The sequence below is a fragment of the Luteitalea pratensis genome (assembly GCF_001618865.1).
GTDB classification, from domain to species: Bacteria; Acidobacteriota; Vicinamibacteria; order Vicinamibacterales; family Vicinamibacteraceae; genus Luteitalea; species Luteitalea pratensis.
Window position 1 is genome coordinate 7,450,150 of the sequence record NZ_CP015136.1, and the last position, 15,591, is coordinate 7,465,740.

The 15,591-nt window shown below is 66.5% G+C and carries 13 protein-coding genes; 3 read left to right on the top strand and 10 right to left on the bottom strand.

The annotated features are described in order from the left end of the window. Nucleotides 1-127: 127 nt before the first annotated feature. Entirely contained in the window at nt 128-1,366 is a 1,239-nt protein-coding gene (locus LuPra_RS31295; RefSeq protein WP_234800643.1) for an amidohydrolase family protein, read from the top strand. Here LuPra_RS31295 and LuPra_RS31300 read toward each other — a convergent pair. The 3 genes from LuPra_RS31300 to LuPra_RS31310 form a co-directional block, all read right to left on the bottom strand. Next, nucleotides 1,363-1,569 (bottom strand): hypothetical protein, encoded by a 207-nt coding sequence (locus tag LuPra_RS31300; RefSeq protein ID WP_110174419.1) that lies wholly within the window; start codon nt 1,567-1,569, stop codon nt 1,363-1,365. The genes LuPra_RS31295 and LuPra_RS31300 overlap by 4 nt on opposite strands. Before the next feature lie 134 nt (nt 1,570-1,703). Then, the gene (locus LuPra_RS31305) at nt 1,704-2,354 is read right to left on the bottom strand and encodes a response regulator (protein WP_162472877.1); all 651 of its coding nucleotides are present in this window, start codon (nt 2,352-2,354) and stop codon (nt 1,704-1,706) included. Between the two features lie 348 nt (nt 2,355-2,702). Next, the gene (locus LuPra_RS31310; RefSeq protein WP_110174421.1) at nt 2,703-6,785 is read right to left on the bottom strand and encodes a PxKF domain-containing protein; all 4,083 of its coding nucleotides are present in this window, start codon (nt 6,783-6,785) and stop codon (nt 2,703-2,705) included. 251 nt (nt 6,786-7,036) lie between these two features. Here LuPra_RS31310 and LuPra_RS31315 point away from each other — a divergent pair, with 251 nt between their 5' ends. After that, a complete protein-coding gene (locus tag LuPra_RS31315; RefSeq protein ID WP_110174422.1) occupies nt 7,037-8,803 on the top strand; it encodes a sensor histidine kinase in 1,767 nt (588 codons plus the stop codon). A 128-nt stretch (nt 8,804-8,931) separates the two neighbouring features. After that, nucleotides 8,932-9,177 (top strand): type II toxin-antitoxin system Phd/YefM family antitoxin, encoded by a 246-nt coding sequence (locus LuPra_RS31320; RefSeq protein ID WP_110174423.1) that lies wholly within the window; start codon nt 8,932-8,934, stop codon nt 9,175-9,177. Between the two features lie 153 nt (nt 9,178-9,330). Here LuPra_RS31320 and LuPra_RS31325 read toward each other — a convergent pair whose 3' ends face one another. Genes LuPra_RS31325 through atpG form a run of 7 tightly spaced genes read right to left on the bottom strand, consistent with a single transcriptional unit; the run spans nt 9,331 to nt 15,585 of the window. Beyond that, nucleotides 9,331-9,822: an adenylyltransferase/cytidyltransferase family protein gene (locus LuPra_RS31325; protein ID WP_110174424.1), complete on the bottom strand. Its 492-nt coding sequence runs from the start codon at nt 9,820-9,822 to the stop codon at nt 9,331-9,333. Next, on the bottom strand, nt 9,806-11,218 hold the full coding sequence (locus tag LuPra_RS31330; protein WP_110174952.1) for an ABC transporter ATP-binding protein: 1,413 nt from the start codon (nt 11,216-11,218) through the stop codon (nt 9,806-9,808). The genes LuPra_RS31325 and LuPra_RS31330 overlap by 17 nt, the downstream gene beginning before the upstream one ends. A 5-nt stretch (nt 11,219-11,223) precedes the next feature. After that, nucleotides 11,224-12,021 carry an ABC transporter permease gene (locus tag LuPra_RS31335; RefSeq protein WP_110174425.1) on the bottom strand — a complete coding sequence of 266 codons (798 nt, stop codon included), beginning with the start codon at nt 12,019-12,021 and terminating at the stop codon, nt 11,224-11,226. Then, nucleotides 12,011-12,757: a PP2C family protein-serine/threonine phosphatase gene (locus tag LuPra_RS31340; RefSeq protein WP_110174426.1), complete on the bottom strand. Its 747-nt coding sequence runs from the start codon at nt 12,755-12,757 to the stop codon at nt 12,011-12,013. Before LuPra_RS31340 ends, LuPra_RS31335 begins: the two co-directional genes overlap by 11 nt. Nucleotides 12,758-12,809: 52 nt before the next feature. Then, complete coding sequence (locus LuPra_RS31345; protein ID WP_110174427.1) at nt 12,810-13,223, bottom strand: F0F1 ATP synthase subunit epsilon; 414 nt, start codon at nt 13,221-13,223, stop codon at nt 12,810-12,812. Nucleotides 13,224-13,242: 19 nt separating this feature from the next. Beyond that, nucleotides 13,243-14,700, bottom strand: a complete 1,458-nt coding sequence (gene atpD, locus LuPra_RS31350) for a F0F1 ATP synthase subunit beta (protein WP_110174428.1) — start codon at nt 14,698-14,700, stop codon at nt 13,243-13,245. A gap of 15 nt (nt 14,701-14,715) precedes the next feature. Next, on the bottom strand, nt 14,716-15,585 hold the full coding sequence (atpG, locus tag LuPra_RS31355) for an ATP synthase F1 subunit gamma (RefSeq protein ID WP_110174429.1): 870 nt from the start codon (nt 15,583-15,585) through the stop codon (nt 14,716-14,718). Nucleotides 15,586-15,591 lie beyond the last annotated feature (6 nt).

A 15,591-nucleotide genomic window follows, 5' to 3' on the forward strand; every position in this document is an offset into this window, starting at 1 on the left:
CTTGCCTACGGCCTACGGCCTGCAGCCTGCCTGAGGCAGCACTGTAAGTGTGGGTGTGGGTGTGGGTTGGATGTGTAGGCTGTAGGCTGCAGGCGGTAGGCTGACAGGCCCGGAGGGCATGGGAACCGTGAACAGACGCGAATGGCTGACGAGGACGGGCGCGGTGATGGGCGCCGCGGTGGCAACGACCGGCGCCGAGGCGCGCGGCGAGGGCGACCTGCGCGGAGAAACGATGCAGGGCCAGGAGCCCGCGCCCAAGCCGGATGCGTCGCTGAAGTTGGTGGACTACCAGCCAAAGAGCATGCTGCACGTGCCGGTGACGGTCGTCGAGAAGGCGGCGTTTCCGGTCATCGACATGCACACGCATCTGACGGTGCGCAACGCGCAGGCCAATGCCCGGCAATCGCGGCGGGCGATGCCGCCCGAAGACCTCCTGAAGGTCATGGACGCCCGCAACATCCGCACGATGGTCAACCTCACCGGGGGACAAGGTGAGCGCCTGGCGGGCAACATCGCGGGGCTCGATCGCGCCCATCCCGGGCGATTCCTCACCTTCACCGAGCCGACGTGGACCGAGGCGCAGCGTCCTGACTACGCGAAGTGGCAGGCCGATCAGTTCGCCGCGGCGAAGACCGCGGGCGCGATGGGCGTGAAGGTGCTCAAGACGCTTGGGCTGTTCCTGCGCGACAAGGACGCGGCCGGCAAGGACGGCGCCCTGGTGAAGGTGGACGACCCGCGCTTCGATCCGATGTGGGAGCAGGCGGGGGCACTCGGCTTCCCGGTTGCGATCCACGTCGGCGACCCGGAGGCGTTCTTCCTGCCGACCGATCGCTACAACGAGCGCTACGAGGAACTGGCCAACCACCCCGACTGGTCGTTCCACGGCAAGGACTTCCCCGCCTTCAAGGCCGTCCTCGAGGCTCGCGACCGCGTCTTCAAGCGTCATCCGAAGACGACGTTCGTGGCGCTGCACGTGGGTCACTGGGCGGAGAACCTGCCGGCGGTCGGCGAGATGCTCGACACTTACAAGAACGTGCACATCGAGATCGGCGCGCGCATCGGCGAACTCGGCCGCCAGCCCAGGCAGTCGCGGAAGTTCTTCGACAAGTACCAGGACCGGATCATGTTCGGCACCGATGCCGTCCCCAACGGCACCGAGACGCCGCAACAGATTTTCGGCCTCGACCTGTACCAGATCTATTACCGCTTCCTGCAGACCGAGGACGAGTATTTCGATTACGCGCCGGCACCCGTGCCGCCCCAGGGCCGCTGGCAGATCTACGGCATCGGACTCCCCGAACCGATCCTGAAGAAGGTGTACCTCGACAACGCCTTGCGCGCGCTCCCCAGGCACACCGCGCCCTAGACGGGCGCTTCGTCAGACGAGGGCTCATTCGGCCGACGCCGGCGCTTCGGCGTCGCCGACCTGGCCCTTTCGTCCGTGAGGGCCTCGAGCCTCTCGCGCACGATGACCGCATCACTGGTCGCCGCGGTGGACTTGGTCAGGGTCGATGACCACTCCTGCCGCCGCGGGGCGAGCACTTCGAACGAGTCGAGCCAGACAAGCATGCCTGTGCCTGTTGCGAGGAGCTTGCCGACGCCTGGGCGGGCCAGGTCTGGCTCGACGACACGTGTCGAGGGCGTTCAGGGATGCACAGGGCACCTGCTTCCCTGGGCAGGGAAGCGGGTACTCATCGTCGCGGTCAATGCAAGCCGTACTCGTCGGCGAACGCGATCAGTTGACCGCGCCGGTGCACCGAGAGCTTCTCGTAGATGTTGTGCAGGTGCACCTTCACGGTACCTTCGGCAACACACAGCGCATCTGCGATTTGACGGTTGGCCAGACCCCGCCGGACGAGCCGGACGATCTCGATCTCCCGCGGCGTCAGCATGGTGGCGAGCTTGCGGTGCCGGTCCTCGTTGCGCACCAACTTCGCCATCGCGCGAGCGGCCGAGTCCTTCTCCAGCCACTGGCCGCCCGCGTGGACACGGCGGAGGCACAGCACGAGCAGCGACGGTGCCATCTCCTTGAGCACGACGCCGCGGACGTCGTAGCGCAACGCTTCGATCAGCTGGTCCTCGTTCAATCCTGCGGTCAGCAGCACGACACGGGGCCGTGGGTCGCGTGCCTGGAGTGCGGCGAGGACGGCGAGGCCGTCCATGTCGGGCATCTGCAAATCGAGCAGGAGGATGTCCGGGCGGGAGGCGTCAACGGCGGCGAGGGCCGCGGCTCCGGTCGAGCACCGCGCGACGACGTCGAATCCCTCGTGTTCGCGGAGCAGGTGTTCGAGCCCGGTCAGGACGAGGGGATGGTCGTCGGCGATGGCCACGCGGATGGTCGACGGGTGCGGCATGGGTCGCGCGTCAGCGTCCCGCGGATTACGAGGCCACGAGCACACCTCGACGAAGGCGTCGCCGAGGTCTGCGGGCGCGAGTAAACGCGGGAATGTGCGCAGGGTATCACCAGACATTGCGGGAGCGGTGCGAGGGCCTGGCGACTGGGCGACTGGCAGTGATGAGGGAACCGCCAGCGCGAGGCAGGACAAGGCGTCCTGCCTGGAGCGGCTGCGGCAGGCCGGGAGCTCATGCTCCCGGCGCTGCGCGTGTGTATGCCGCTTGCGGAGGGCCGGCGAGGGGCTCCGGCCGTGACCGGAGACCCCGCGTGATCGAGGAGTGCCCGGTCCTCTGGTGGTGAACCTCGTCTACTTCGTGAGGCAGATGTCCACCGATTGGGCCGTGCCATCCGCGAGGTTCGCGAAGATGCGATACAGGCCCGCCGTCAGCCCCTTCGTGCTCCAGTTGTAGTGGTACTGACTACCGTCCCATTGGTACAGGGGCACGACGGATGCCGACACGGGCTCCGGAGTCTCGAGCGCCGCTGCCGAATCGCACGCGCCAAGTCTTCCGGTGCGCGTGAAGGTCGGAATGCCCGTCTGTTGCACGACAGCGCCGGCTGCGTTCTTGAGGACGAACTTCGCCGGAATGGTTTGACCCGTCTTGAACTTGCTCATGAGGACGAGATCATGGGCCGTGTCGTTGATTGGCTGCAGGAAGCCGTCCCACCCGTAGACGACATCGATCTCTACCGTTATTGACGCGCCGTTGTAGTTCGCCGTATCGGTCGGCGTGAACGCTACCGTCAGCTTCTGGTTCAGACCGACGTTCAGCGTCACGCCGGCGGCCGGTTCGTAGCTGAACGAGCCCGCGACGTTCGCGGTGGCGTTCAGTTGCGTCGCACTCAGCGCGGTCCCGTAGATGATGTCGGCGGGATTCGTCCAGGTGACGACCGGCGTCGCCTTGAGCACGGTGATCTGTACCGTCTTGGACGCGCCGTTGTAGTTCGCGGCATCAGTCGGCGTGAAGCTCACCGACAGCGTCTGCCCCGGACCGGCGTTGAGCTGCGTGCCCACGGGCGGCGTGTAGACCAAACTGCCCGCGACATTCGCGGCCGCATTGAGCTGCGCGGCGCTCAGCAGCGTGCCGTAGGTGATGTCGGCCGGCGTGGCCCAGGTGATCACCGGCGTCGCCTTGGCGATCTCGATGGCCGCCGTGTTGGAGGCCGCGGCGTAGTTGTCGTTGCCGGCAAAGTTACCGGTCGCAACGTAGCTGCCGGCGTTCACCGGCGCCTGCCCGTTGGTCGTGTCGTAGCTGATCGTTGCGGCACCCAGGTCCGCGCCACCCACGCCCGCCACCGTCCCCGTCGTCCCGTGCGCCTGGCCGTCGAAGGTGGCGCTCACCGATTGCACGTTCACCGTCGGAGTCGCCTTGCTGATCACGATCGCCGCCGTGCCGCTGGCATTGTTGTAGTTGCCCGTGATGTCGGTGAATGCCCAGTTGGCCGTCCCACCCGGCACGTTGGTGTAGCTGTCACCGAGCACCAGGCCCGTCAGGGTCTCGCCCTTGACACCCGTGGCCGAGCCCGTCGCGCCATGCGCCGCGCCGTCGTATGTACCGCTGTAGCCATCGACCTGGATCGTCGCGTCCGCCTTGCTGATCACGATCGCCGCCGTGCCGCTGGCGTTGTTGTAGTTGCCCGTGATGTCGGTGAATGCCCAGTTGGCCGTCCCACCCGGTACGTTGGTGAAGCTGTCACCGAGCACCAGGCCCGTCAGGGTCTCGCCCTTGACACCCGTGGCCGAGCCCGTCGCGCCATGCGCCGCGCCGTCGTATGTACCGCTGTAGCCATCGACCTGGATCGTCGCGTCCGCCTTGCTGATCACGATCGCCGCCGTGCCGCTGGCGTTGTTGTAGTTGCCCGTGATGTCGGTGAATGCCCAGTTGGCCGTCCCACCCGGTACGTTGGTGAAGCTGTCACCGAGCACCAGGCCCGTCAGGGTCTCGCCCTTGACACCCGTGGCCGAGCCCGTCACGCCATGCGCCGCGCCGTCGTACGCACCGCTGTAACCATCGACTTGGATCGTCGCGTCCGCCTTGCTGATCACGATCGTCGCCGTGCCGCTGGCGTTGTTGTAGTTGCCCGTGACGTCGGTGAATGCCCAGTTGGCCGTCCCACCCGCTACGTTGGTGAAGCTGTCACCGAGCACCAGGCCCGTCAGGGTCTCGCCCTTGACACCCGTGGCCGAGCCCGTCGCACCATGCGCGTCGCCGTCGTACACGCCCGTGTAGCCGGTGACCGCGACCGTCGCGTTGGCCTTGCTGATCACAATCTGAACCGTGCCGTTGGCGTTGTTGTAGTTGCCGGTCACGTCGGTGAACACCCAGTTGGCCGCGCCGCCCGGGACGTTGGTGAAGCTGTCACCGAGCACCAGGCCCGTCAGGGTCTCGCCCTTGACACCCGTGGCCGAGCCCGTCGCACTATGCGCGTCGCCGTCGTAAGTAAAACTCCCACCCTGAACGTTGATGGTTGCCGAAGCGCGGCTTACCAATTGCTGTAGCGTTGCCTGACTTTGCGCGAACTGCGGTGTGGTCCCCTGGCTTGTACCGCTGTACGCCGCCGCGATCGTGTACGCACTTGTTGCGGCAGGCAGCGTTGACGCACTGCATGTTGCAGTGTTGCCCAGGAGGGGCACGGCGGCGCAGAGTACCGTCGAGCCGTTCGTGAACGTAACCGTCCCGACGCCGCTCGGGTTTGCCGGCACTGCGTTTACTGTTGCCGTGAACGTTACAAGAGTGCCGTACGTACTGGGGTTCGCACTGGAGATGATCGCGGTGGTAGTGGCTACCTGGGCCACCGCAGCGTAGTTCGCGTCAACATTCCGGGTTGAATTGTCGTGGTTCAAACAAATCGGATTAGACGCATCTTCCGCCTGGCCAACCTTCCAGTTGGCGAACGTGTACTGTGTGCCGACGCTAGATAATGGCATCGCCGTCAGCCGCAAAGACTGTGGGGAGGCAGTAGCTTGCGGAATATTCGTCCCATTGTTACCGGTGTCAGCAAGAATGGATCCAGAGGAGACAACTAACCCGGAACAGTCGGCGGCGCTGTATAACTGCCACTCGATCGTGGCTTTGTTACCAGCGGTGCCAGTGGTCTTGACACGTACCGCACCGTCCGTGAACGTGACCTGCGCCTGGGACGCAGCGCCACGCGCCGTTAGATAGAACTTCACACCGAGGTGGTGCGGCTCCACGAGGAATAGCGTGGCGTTGTTGATGCGACCGAGTTCATCAGCCTGGATGGTGAAGCTGCGGGTTTCGTGTTCGAGAGGCAGTTCCTGCAGGCCCAATGTGATCGTCTCGTTCGGCTGCCAGCCGGTGCCGGAGACGTACACCGTGTCTCCCGGGAGGTAGTCATCGCGGTCGGTGCGGATCGTCGCGAAGGTGTAGCTCTCGGCGCTTGCCTCGCCGCGACCCTCAGCGCCGGCACCACCGGTGACGAGCGCCTGCCCTTCCCGGCCGCGGTACGGCCACTCCGTTGCCAAAGCCACTGCGGTCGCGCCCACGCGGGCAACGGCCGGCGAGCCCGTCGGCAGGAACGTGCCCGTCCAGGGGCGATACAACTCGGCACCAGCGACCTGCCCGTTCGACGCACCGCCGATCAGCAGCACCTGGTTGTTGTGCGCGAGCAAGACCGCCTGGTGGTCACGCCGCGGCGCTGACATCTCACTGGAGATGAGGATGCCGTCCTCGGTGTCGTAGATATCGACGAGCGCGAGATCATGGACGCCATCGTTGCCGCCCGCGAGCAGCACGCGGCCGTTCATCAGCGTGGTGGCGCTCAGACCGGCACGCGCGACCTCGAGGTCTGCAGGACCCGGGGAGACCAGCCCGGTCTCCGGATCAAGGATCTCCACATCGGCCACAACGGCATTGCCGTCGTAGCCGCCGGCAAACAGCACGCGACCGTCAGCCAGTCGCGCGGCGGCATGGCCCGTGCGCGGTCCCGACAGGAACGCCAGCGGCGTCACTTCACCCGTGGACGGATCGAACCGCTCGATCGCGGCGGTGGGAGCCGTCACGGGTTGGCCCTGCTCGTCCACGCTCGTCACGCCGGTGCCGCCAGCGATGATCACCGTACCGTCGGCAAGGGTCGTCGCGGTCTGCCCCCAGCGTTGCACCGGACTGGCGCCAGCCGGCGACCACGTCCCTCCGGCGAATCGCTCGGCGACGGCCATGGACGCGCCAGACTCGCGGCCGCCGAACACCAGCACACTGCCGTCCGGCAGGAGTGCAGACGATGCGAACTCGCGTCCGGCGGTCATCGCACCCGAAGGCGACCACTTACCGGATGGATCGATGGGCGTCTCGCCCTTCACGCCGACCATCAAGGCGCCGGCTGTCGTGGCCACTGCTACGAGCGTAGCCACACTGCTGTGCAATCTCATGACGATGTCCTTCGTTAGGAGTGAGGGTCACGCTGGCCGAATCCGGGCTGTCCTTCGATAGGTCAGCGCCTGTCGACCGATGCGTGCATCACTTGTCACGCTGCGGGGAGCAGTGCTGTAGCGAGTCTAGAGATGGCGCCGGCACGACACCATACGCCGTCGGCTACATCCTTCTATGGCGAGAATGCAGAGGCCGGTATACCGGTCGGTATAGAAGCGCGGGCTTTTGCCGAATACCTGATTACGGATCCATGACTGACACGCCCGGCTACGCGCCTCGGCACAGGGTGGAGCGAGTCGTCTCCGCAGGACGACTCGTGCTCGCCGCTTTCCTGTGCCTGGCGCTGCTGATCGACCCGAGCGAGCCGGGCCGTCATGGCGCGGTCGTGCGGGGGATCGCTGCGGGATACCTGGTGTACGCGCTCGCTCTCGCCGCGTGGTCGTGGCTCGGAAGCACGACGCTCGGCGGCCTGGGGATCGCGACGCACGTCCTGGATCTGGTGCTGTTTGCGCTGCTCATGCACCTGTCGGACGGGCCGGCGAGCCCGTTCTTCGTCTACTTCATGTTCGCGACGCTGTGCGGCGCCATCCGATGGCATGGCCGGGGCGCGCTCGTGACTGGTGTCGTCGCCCTCACGTTGTACGTTCTGGTCAGCGCCGCCGGGGTCAGGTACTTCGGCACCGGCACGCTGGACGGTCTGCGCTTCGTGACACGCTGCGCGCACCTGGCGACGATTGCCGCACTGCTTGCCTATCTCGGGGCCCACCACAGGCGACTCGAACGTGAGCTCGGAAGCCTGGCCCGCTGGCCGCGGCGACACTCGGCCGGAGACGAGGAGGGGCTGCGGGCGATCCTCGCGCATGCCGCGGAGACGCTCGGCACGCAGCGTGTCGTCCTGGTCTGGGAAGAACACGATGAGCCGTGGCTTCAGGTGGCGCAGCAGGACGGCCCCTCATTCCAGCGCTCGAGTGAAGCGCCCGACACCTTCGGGGAGATCGTGACTGGTCTTGCGGCCAGCTTCGTGGCCGAGAACGTGATGCAGCAGCCTCCGGCGCGAGTGGTCGCGCGGACGAGCCACGGGATTCAGTACTGTTCCGGTGTCGTGGTGTCGCCGCAGTTCCTGCGGCGGTTCCCCGCGCGGAGCGTGCTCGCCATCCGCATCTGTGACGACAGCCTTCGGGGATGGCTCATCGCGTTCGACAAGCGCGCAATGTCCATCGACGATCTCGTGCTCGGTGACATCGTCGGGCGCCTCGTGGCAGGAGCGCTGGAACTCGAGGTGCGACTCGAACAGTTGGGGGAGCGTGCGGCCAGCGATGAACGCCTACGCCTTGCCAGGGATCTGCACGATGGTGTGCTGCAGGCATTGACTGCAGCCGCCCTTCAGGTACAGGCCGCTCGCGACGTGCTGCACCTGGATGTCGCCGCCGCGGAGGAGCGGTTGGCCCGCGTGCAGGACACGGTCTTCACGGAACAGCAAGTCGTCCGGCGCGCAGTCGAGACGCTCAACCCCCGGCACGTCCGCTTCGTACCGCGGCTGGACAGCCTCGCATCGCTGCGCGAATGCGTGCGTGCGGTGGCGCGACAATGGGACCTGCGCGTCCGGCTCGACATGGCCGGCTCATCACCGGTGCCCCAACACGTCGTCCACGAGATCTGTCGGATGGTGACCGAAGCACTCGTGAACGCGGCGCGGCATGGCGCTGCAAGGGATGTTTTCGTCGCATGCGAGACGTCGGCAACCATCGTCCGTCTGGTCGTCGAGTACGAGGGACGCGGGTTCGTGGGCCTGGACGGCCGTCACGATCTCGCGTCGCTGTCGGCGATGGGGCAGGGTCCGCGGACGCTGATGCAGCGCGTCGCCGCCCTCGAGGGAGCGTTCTCCATCGAGTCGTGCACGACTGGCGCGCGGCTCGAGATCGAGGTGCCACTCCAGGAGCCGGGAGGGCACGCTCGCCCGCGCCTTGTAGCCTGCGCCGGTCCGCTGCGCGAACAAGTGCCGGCTACGTCTTCCTGATGTGAGCGATCGGTCCGCAGGCGCCTCAGAGAGGCGCCCCTACCACCCCGCCTCGTGACCGCCTCATGGCGCGGCGGGAGGCCTGATGGCGATTGACTAATCAGATTAGCTAACAGCATGATTCGGGCATGAAGCCGCTCAGGCAGGTCAACGTTCATCAAGCCAAGACGGAGCTGTCACGACTGCTCCTGGACGTGGAGCGTGGTCACGAAGTGGTCATCGCGCGCAACGGCGCGCCCGTCGCCAAGCTCGTGCCGCTTCCGGCGGCAGGCACGAAGCGGCTGTGCGTCGACACATGGAAGGGGCGCATCCAGATGGGCGAGGACTTCGACGCGCCGCTCACGGATGCGGAGCTCGAGGAGTGGGGGGCATGACGTTCCTGCTCGACACGCATTGCTGGCTGTGGTTGAAGGCCGATTCGCGCCGCTTTCCTCGCCGGTGCGGTGCCGCGTACTGAGGAATCCGCGCGCGCGCGTGCTGTCCAGGCATCCAAAACCACCCCCCACGGGCAGCTCGGGGAGCTGCCCCTACCTCCTGATCTTGCCGATGAGGCCGGTCGTCGAGTGGCCCTGCTCGGTCGGCACGCGGACGACGCGGCCACCGCGGGCCCACACGATCTCTCGCCCCACGACCTGGTCGAGCGGCCAGTCGGCCCCCTTCACGAGGACATCAGGCTGCAGCGCGGCGATGATGTCGGCCGGGGTCGGCTCGTCGAAGGTCACCGCGAGGTCCACCACCCGAAGTGCCGCGACGAGCTCGGCCCGCTCGGCGGCGGGATGTACAGGGCGATCTGGCCCCTTGGCGGCGCGCACGGTGTCATCGGTGTTGATGGCCACCACGAGGTGGTCGCCTTCGGCCTTCGCCGCGGCGAGGTAGCGGACGTGACCGGCGTGCAGCAAGTCGAACACACCGTTGGTGAACACCACCGTCCGACCCGCTGCCTGCCAGGCCCGAACGCGCGCCAGGCACACTTCGCGCGAGACGACACCGCCGCCCTCCCGCTCAGGCAGTCGGCTCATCGTCCTTCATGTGCGGACGCCAGCCCTCGGGTCCCCGCAACTGCGTGAGGCGCACGCTGGGGCTGAACGTCCACGAATGGCGAGGACGGAAGAAGCCGACGTCCTTGACCGGCGACTTGACGCGGAAGGTGTAGAGCTGGCGATGGTAATCGTACGGGAAGCCGTCGAGCTTGTGGACCGCCAGATCGAGCTTGAAGGTCCCTTCGGTGAGGGCCAGTTCCTCGATCACGAAGTCCACCTGACCGTCGCCCGAGATCTCCTGCGCCGACATCTCTTCGATGTTGGTGTTGGTGCCGTAGATGCAGACGCCGTCGGCGTTGAACAGGCCGATGCCGAAGACGAAGTCCTTCACCGGCGTGCGCGCCGTGAGGTGCAGCCGGATCGTCATCGATTCGCCCGAGTGGAACACATGCCCGACCGTGCCGTCGGGCCCGATCAGGTCGACGCGGGCGATCTCGATGTCGCCCGATCCCCATCGTCCGGCTTCGGCCTTGAACATGTCGGCGGGCGCTTCCACGTTACCCGCCGTGACCCCGTCGTTCGGCTCACCACCCTCGGGCGCCGGCACCGAGCTTCCAGCACCCAGGTCCACACGCACACGCGCGCGTGCATCCTCGGCCGCGAGAAAGGCTTCCTCGCCCTCCTCGATTTCGGTGACGTAGGCATCGATGACCCGCTTCGGATCACCGACCCCCTTCACCTTGCCCTTGTCGAGCCACAACGCCTCGTCACAGAACCGCTCGACCAGGCCGAGCGAGTGCGTCACCAGCAGGATCGTCTTGCCGCGTCGACGGAACTCGGCGAACTTGTCGAGGCACTTGTGGGCGAAGCCTTCATCGCCGACGGCGAGGACTTCGTCCACCAGCAGGACGTCCGGGTCGACGTGCACGGCGACGGCAAAACCGAGCCGCATGTACATGCCCGACGAGTATGTCTTCACCGGCGCATCGATGAAGGGCGCGAGCTCGGCAAACTCGACGATCTCGTCGAACCGGCGCTCGATTTCCGCCTTGGAGAGACCGAGCATGATGCCGTTGATGAAGACGTTCTCGCGCCCGGATATCTCCGGATGAAACCCGGCGCCGAGTTCGATCAGCGCCGAAATGCGGCCGTTGACCGTGATCTTCCCCGTGGTCGGCTTGGCGATGCCGGCAACGCACTTGAGCAAAGTGCTCTTGCCGCTGCCGTTGCGTCCGATGATGCCGTAGGTGCGGCCGGCCTCGACGTCGAACGACACGCCGTCGAGGGCGCGGAACGTTTCGTCGGGCTTCAGGTCCCGCACCAGGCTGCCACTGAGGATCGCGCTCTTCAGCGTCGCGAACTGTCGTTTGTGCGCGAAACGCCGGTAGATCTTGGTGATGTGCTCGGCGTGGATGGCGAGGGGAGGGGACGGCATCGCGATCACACTTCCTCGGCGAACGAATCACGCAGGCGATCGAACAACCAGTACCCCACCAGGAACAGCAGCACCGATCCCGCGGCGACCCCGAGCAGCCAGCGCCAATGTCCGAAGGGCCCAGAGTAGAAGAGGATCTCCTGGTACGACACGGCGAAGTGCGAGAACGGGTTGGCGTTCAGCACCGTCTTGCTGATGGTGCCGGGCGCGAGGTGCATCGGGTAGATGATCGGCGTGGCGAAGAACCAGAGCGTGAGCAGGTTGCTCAGGATGTCCTTGATGTCGCGGAAGTGCACCGTCAGCGCCGCGAGGAGCAGGCTCAGGCCCAGCGTGAACAGCAACTGCACCGCGACGACCACGGGGAACCACAGGACCTCGACGATCGTGATCGTCGGCCGGAACCACACCAGGAAGACGAGCAGGATCGGCAGGCCGAAGAAGAAGTGCATCATGTTCGACAGCACGGCGACGATCGGCAGGATCTCGGCCGGGAACAGCACCTTCTTGATCAGGTTGCCACCGGACATCAGGCTGTTTGCGGCCTCGGTCAGCGATGACGAGAACCACGTCCACGGCAGGATGCCGCAGAACATGAACAGCGCGTACGGCTCGATCTCCGGCGGATGGGTGCCTGGCAGCACCACCGTGAAGACGAACGAGTAGACGGCCAGCAACAGCAGCGGGTTGATGAACGACCAGAAGAAGCCGAGCACGCTGCCGCGGTAGCGCGCCTTGAGCTCGCGTGTCACGAGGCTCTGGATCAGGGCACGGTACCGCACGAGCTGGCGGAGGTTATGGAACATCGATCTCCAGGATCAGCGTCGTGATGTTGTCGGGGCCACCCGCCCCGTTGGCATCGTCGATCAGTTGCTGACACATCCGCTCGAGGCTCTCGGCGCTGCCGAGGACCACGGCAATGCGTTCGTCGCTGATCACGCCATGGAGGCCATCCGACGAGATCAGCAGGCGATCGGCGTGCTGCAGCGTCAGTGGCGACAGCTCCACCTGGGGAGGGTCTGAGGCCGACAGCGCGCGGGTGACGACATTGCGCCAGGGGTGCTGACGCGCCTCGGCCGGAGAGAGCAGGCCCATCGTGACCTGTTCGGCCACCCACGAGTGATCGTGCGTCAGTTGCTGCAGGAGTTGATCGCGCCACAGATACACGCGACTGTCACCGACGTGGGCAATCGCACTCGCGTCAGCCCCGATCAGGATCGCCGAGGCGGTGGTCGCCATGCCTCGCAGACGTGGCTGGCGGGCTGTCTGTTCGGAGATCGCCTGGCTCGCGCGCTCGAATCCCGCCTGCAGGCGCCGCTCGGCAAGCGTGCAATTGCTGCTGTCGGGAGGATTGGCGTCGCCCGCGGCGACGGTGGCTTCGATCGTGTCGACAGCGAGACCCGAGGCGATCTCTCCGGCGACATGGCCGCCCATGCCATCGGCGACGATGAACAGGCCGAGGTCGGGCCGGGCGCAGAACGCGTCCTCGTTCGAGGCGCGGCGCCGTCCCGGGTGCGTTACAGCGGCCCAGCGCACACCCATGCGCCTCAGGCCCTCGATCGCACCGACACGTCGGACGGCCGGACGGCGGTGGTCATCTGGCGCGGGCGCGGGATGCGACCTGCAGCCGCAGGATGGCCTTGTCGAGGGCGTTGCGGGCACGCTCGTAGTCGAGGTCGTCGCCCTTGCTTCCCAGCCGGGCCTGGGCACGCTTGCGTGCCTCTTCGGCGCGTCCGACGTCGATGTCTTCGGGGAGTTCGGCAATCTGCGAGAGCACGGTCACCTGGTCGGGAAGCACCTCGGCCAGGCCGGTCGCGATGGCGAGGACGTGGCGCTCCTGGCCGACCCGGTAGGTGAGCCGGCCGACGGTGAGCGCGGCGAGGAGCGGTGTGTGCCCCGGCAGCACGCCGAAGTAGCCCTCGGTGCCTGGCAGCTCGACCTCGTCGGCCTGGACGCGCACGAGTTCGCGTTCGGGCGTGACGATGCTGAGCGTGAGCTGGCTGGCCATGCGATCCGTTGCCTTCCGCTTACTGCTTCAGGGAGGCGGCCTTCTCGAGCGCCTCCGCGATGGTGCCGACCATATAGAACGCCTGCTCCGGGACGGCGTCGTGCTTGCCGTCTACGATTTCGCGGAAGCCGGCGATCGTGTCGGCAATGGTCACGTACTTGCCCTTGAAGCCGGTGAACTGCTCGGCCACATGGAATGGCTGGCTGAGGAAGAACTGGATCTTCCGGGCCCGGGCGACCGTCAGCTTGTCCTCTTCCGAGAGCTCGTCGAGGCCGAGGATCGCGATGATGTCCTGCAGGTCCTTGTAGCGCTGCAACACCTGCTTGACGCGGCGGGCGACCGCGTAGTGATCCTCGCCGAGGATGCGCGGGTCGAGGATGCGCGACGTCGACGCGAGCGGATCGACGGCCGGGTAGATGCCGAGCGACGCGATGTCACGCGAGAGGTTGGTCGTCGCGTCGAGGTGGGCGAACGTCGTCGCCGGCGCCGGGTCGGTGTAGTCGTCGGCAGGCACGTAGATGGCCTGCACCGAGGTGATCGAGCCCTTCTTGGTGGAAGTGATGCGCTCCTGCATCTCGCCCATCTCGGTGGCGAGCGTCGGCTGATAGCCGACCGCGCTCGGCATGCGGCCGAGGAGCGCCGAGACCTCGGACCCGGCCTGCGTGAACCGGAAGATGTTGTCGATGAACAGCAGCACGTCCTTGCCTTCCGCGTCGCGGAAGTACTCGGCGACCGTGAGGCCGGTGAGTGCCACGCGCAGACGTGCGCCGGGCGGCTCGGTCATCTGGCCGTAGACGAGCGCGGCGCGTGACTTGGACGGATCGTCGACGTTGATGACGCCGCTCTCCTGGAACTCCAGCCAGAGGTCGTTGCCCTCGCGGGTGCGCTCGCCGACGCCAGCAAACACCGACACGCCGCCGTGCTTGATCGCGATGTTGTGGATCAGTTCCTGGATGATGACCGTCTTGCCGACGCCGGCGCCACCGAACAGGCCGATCTTGCCGCCCTGCAGGTACGGCTCGAGCAGGTCGATGACCTTGATCCCGGTCTCGAACATCTCCAGACGGGTCGACTGCTCCTCGAGCGTGGGCGCGGCCCGGTGGATCGGCCAGTGCTGTTCGGAGACGACGGGGCGATCCGGGTAGTCCACCGGTTCGCCGAGTACGTTCAGCACGCGGCCGAGCGTGGCCGGGCCGACGGGGACGGTGATCGGCGCGCCGAGGTCGAGCGCTTCCATTCCGCGCTGCAGTCCGTCGGTCGGCTTCATCGCGACCGTGCGCACGCGACCCTCGCCGAGGTGCTGTTCGACTTCCGCGATGATGTCGGTGGGCTCGGCGCCGTCAACCCCGGGCAGTCGGACGCGGATGGCGTTGTAGATCGAGGGGAGGTGGCCCCCCTCGAACTCGATGTCGAGCACCGGCCCGATGATCTGGACGATGCGACCGACCTGGTGCTGTTCGGCGATAGCGTTGGCCATGGCTGTTGTCTGTTCCTAGAGCGCCTGCGCGCCGGATACCACTTCGATGATCTCGCGGGTGATCGCGGCCTGCCGCACCTTGTTCATGTACAGCGTCAGCTTGTCGACCATCTCCTGCGCGTTGCTCGTGGCGGCGTCCATCGCGGTCATCCGCGCGGCATGCTCGGCGGCCGCGGACTCGAGCAGCGCGCGGTAGACCTGGATCTCCACGTGTCGCGGCACGATCACCTTGAGCAACTCGTCGGCCGACGGCTCGTACAGGTAGTCCACCTGCGGACCTTCGACGCCGCCGTTCTCGGGCGTGAGGCGCGGGATCGGCAGCAGGCGCTCGATCACCACGTTCTGGCTCATCACCGACTTGAACTCGTTGTACAGCAGGTACACCGAACTGACGCGGCCTTCGGCGAACGCCTCGATCGCGGATGCGGCCAGTTCCTGTGCGTGCGAGTACTTCACCAACTGGAAGATGTTGACCGCCTCGTAACGGACGTCGACGCGACGGCGCACGAAGAAGTCGCGGGCCTTGCGGCCGATCAGCGCCATCGCGACCTGCCGGTCCGGCGTGTCCTCCAGGAACGTGGCGGCCTTCTTCAGGATGTTGCTGTTGAAGCTGCCACAGAGGCCGCGGTCCGCGGAGATCACGATGAGCAGCGGCGGTGCGCCGGGGACCTCGGATTCACGCAGCAGCGGATGCGCCTCGGGATCGACGCGCCTGGCGATGCTGCTCATCACCCGCAGCGCCTGCCGGGCGTACGGTCGCGCGCCGATGATGCGTTGCTGGGCCCGGCGCAACTTGCTCGCCGAGACCATCTTCATCGCCTTGGTGATCTGTTGCGTCGACTTGACCGCACGGACCCGGCGACGGATGTCAATGAGGGAAGGCATAGGGCC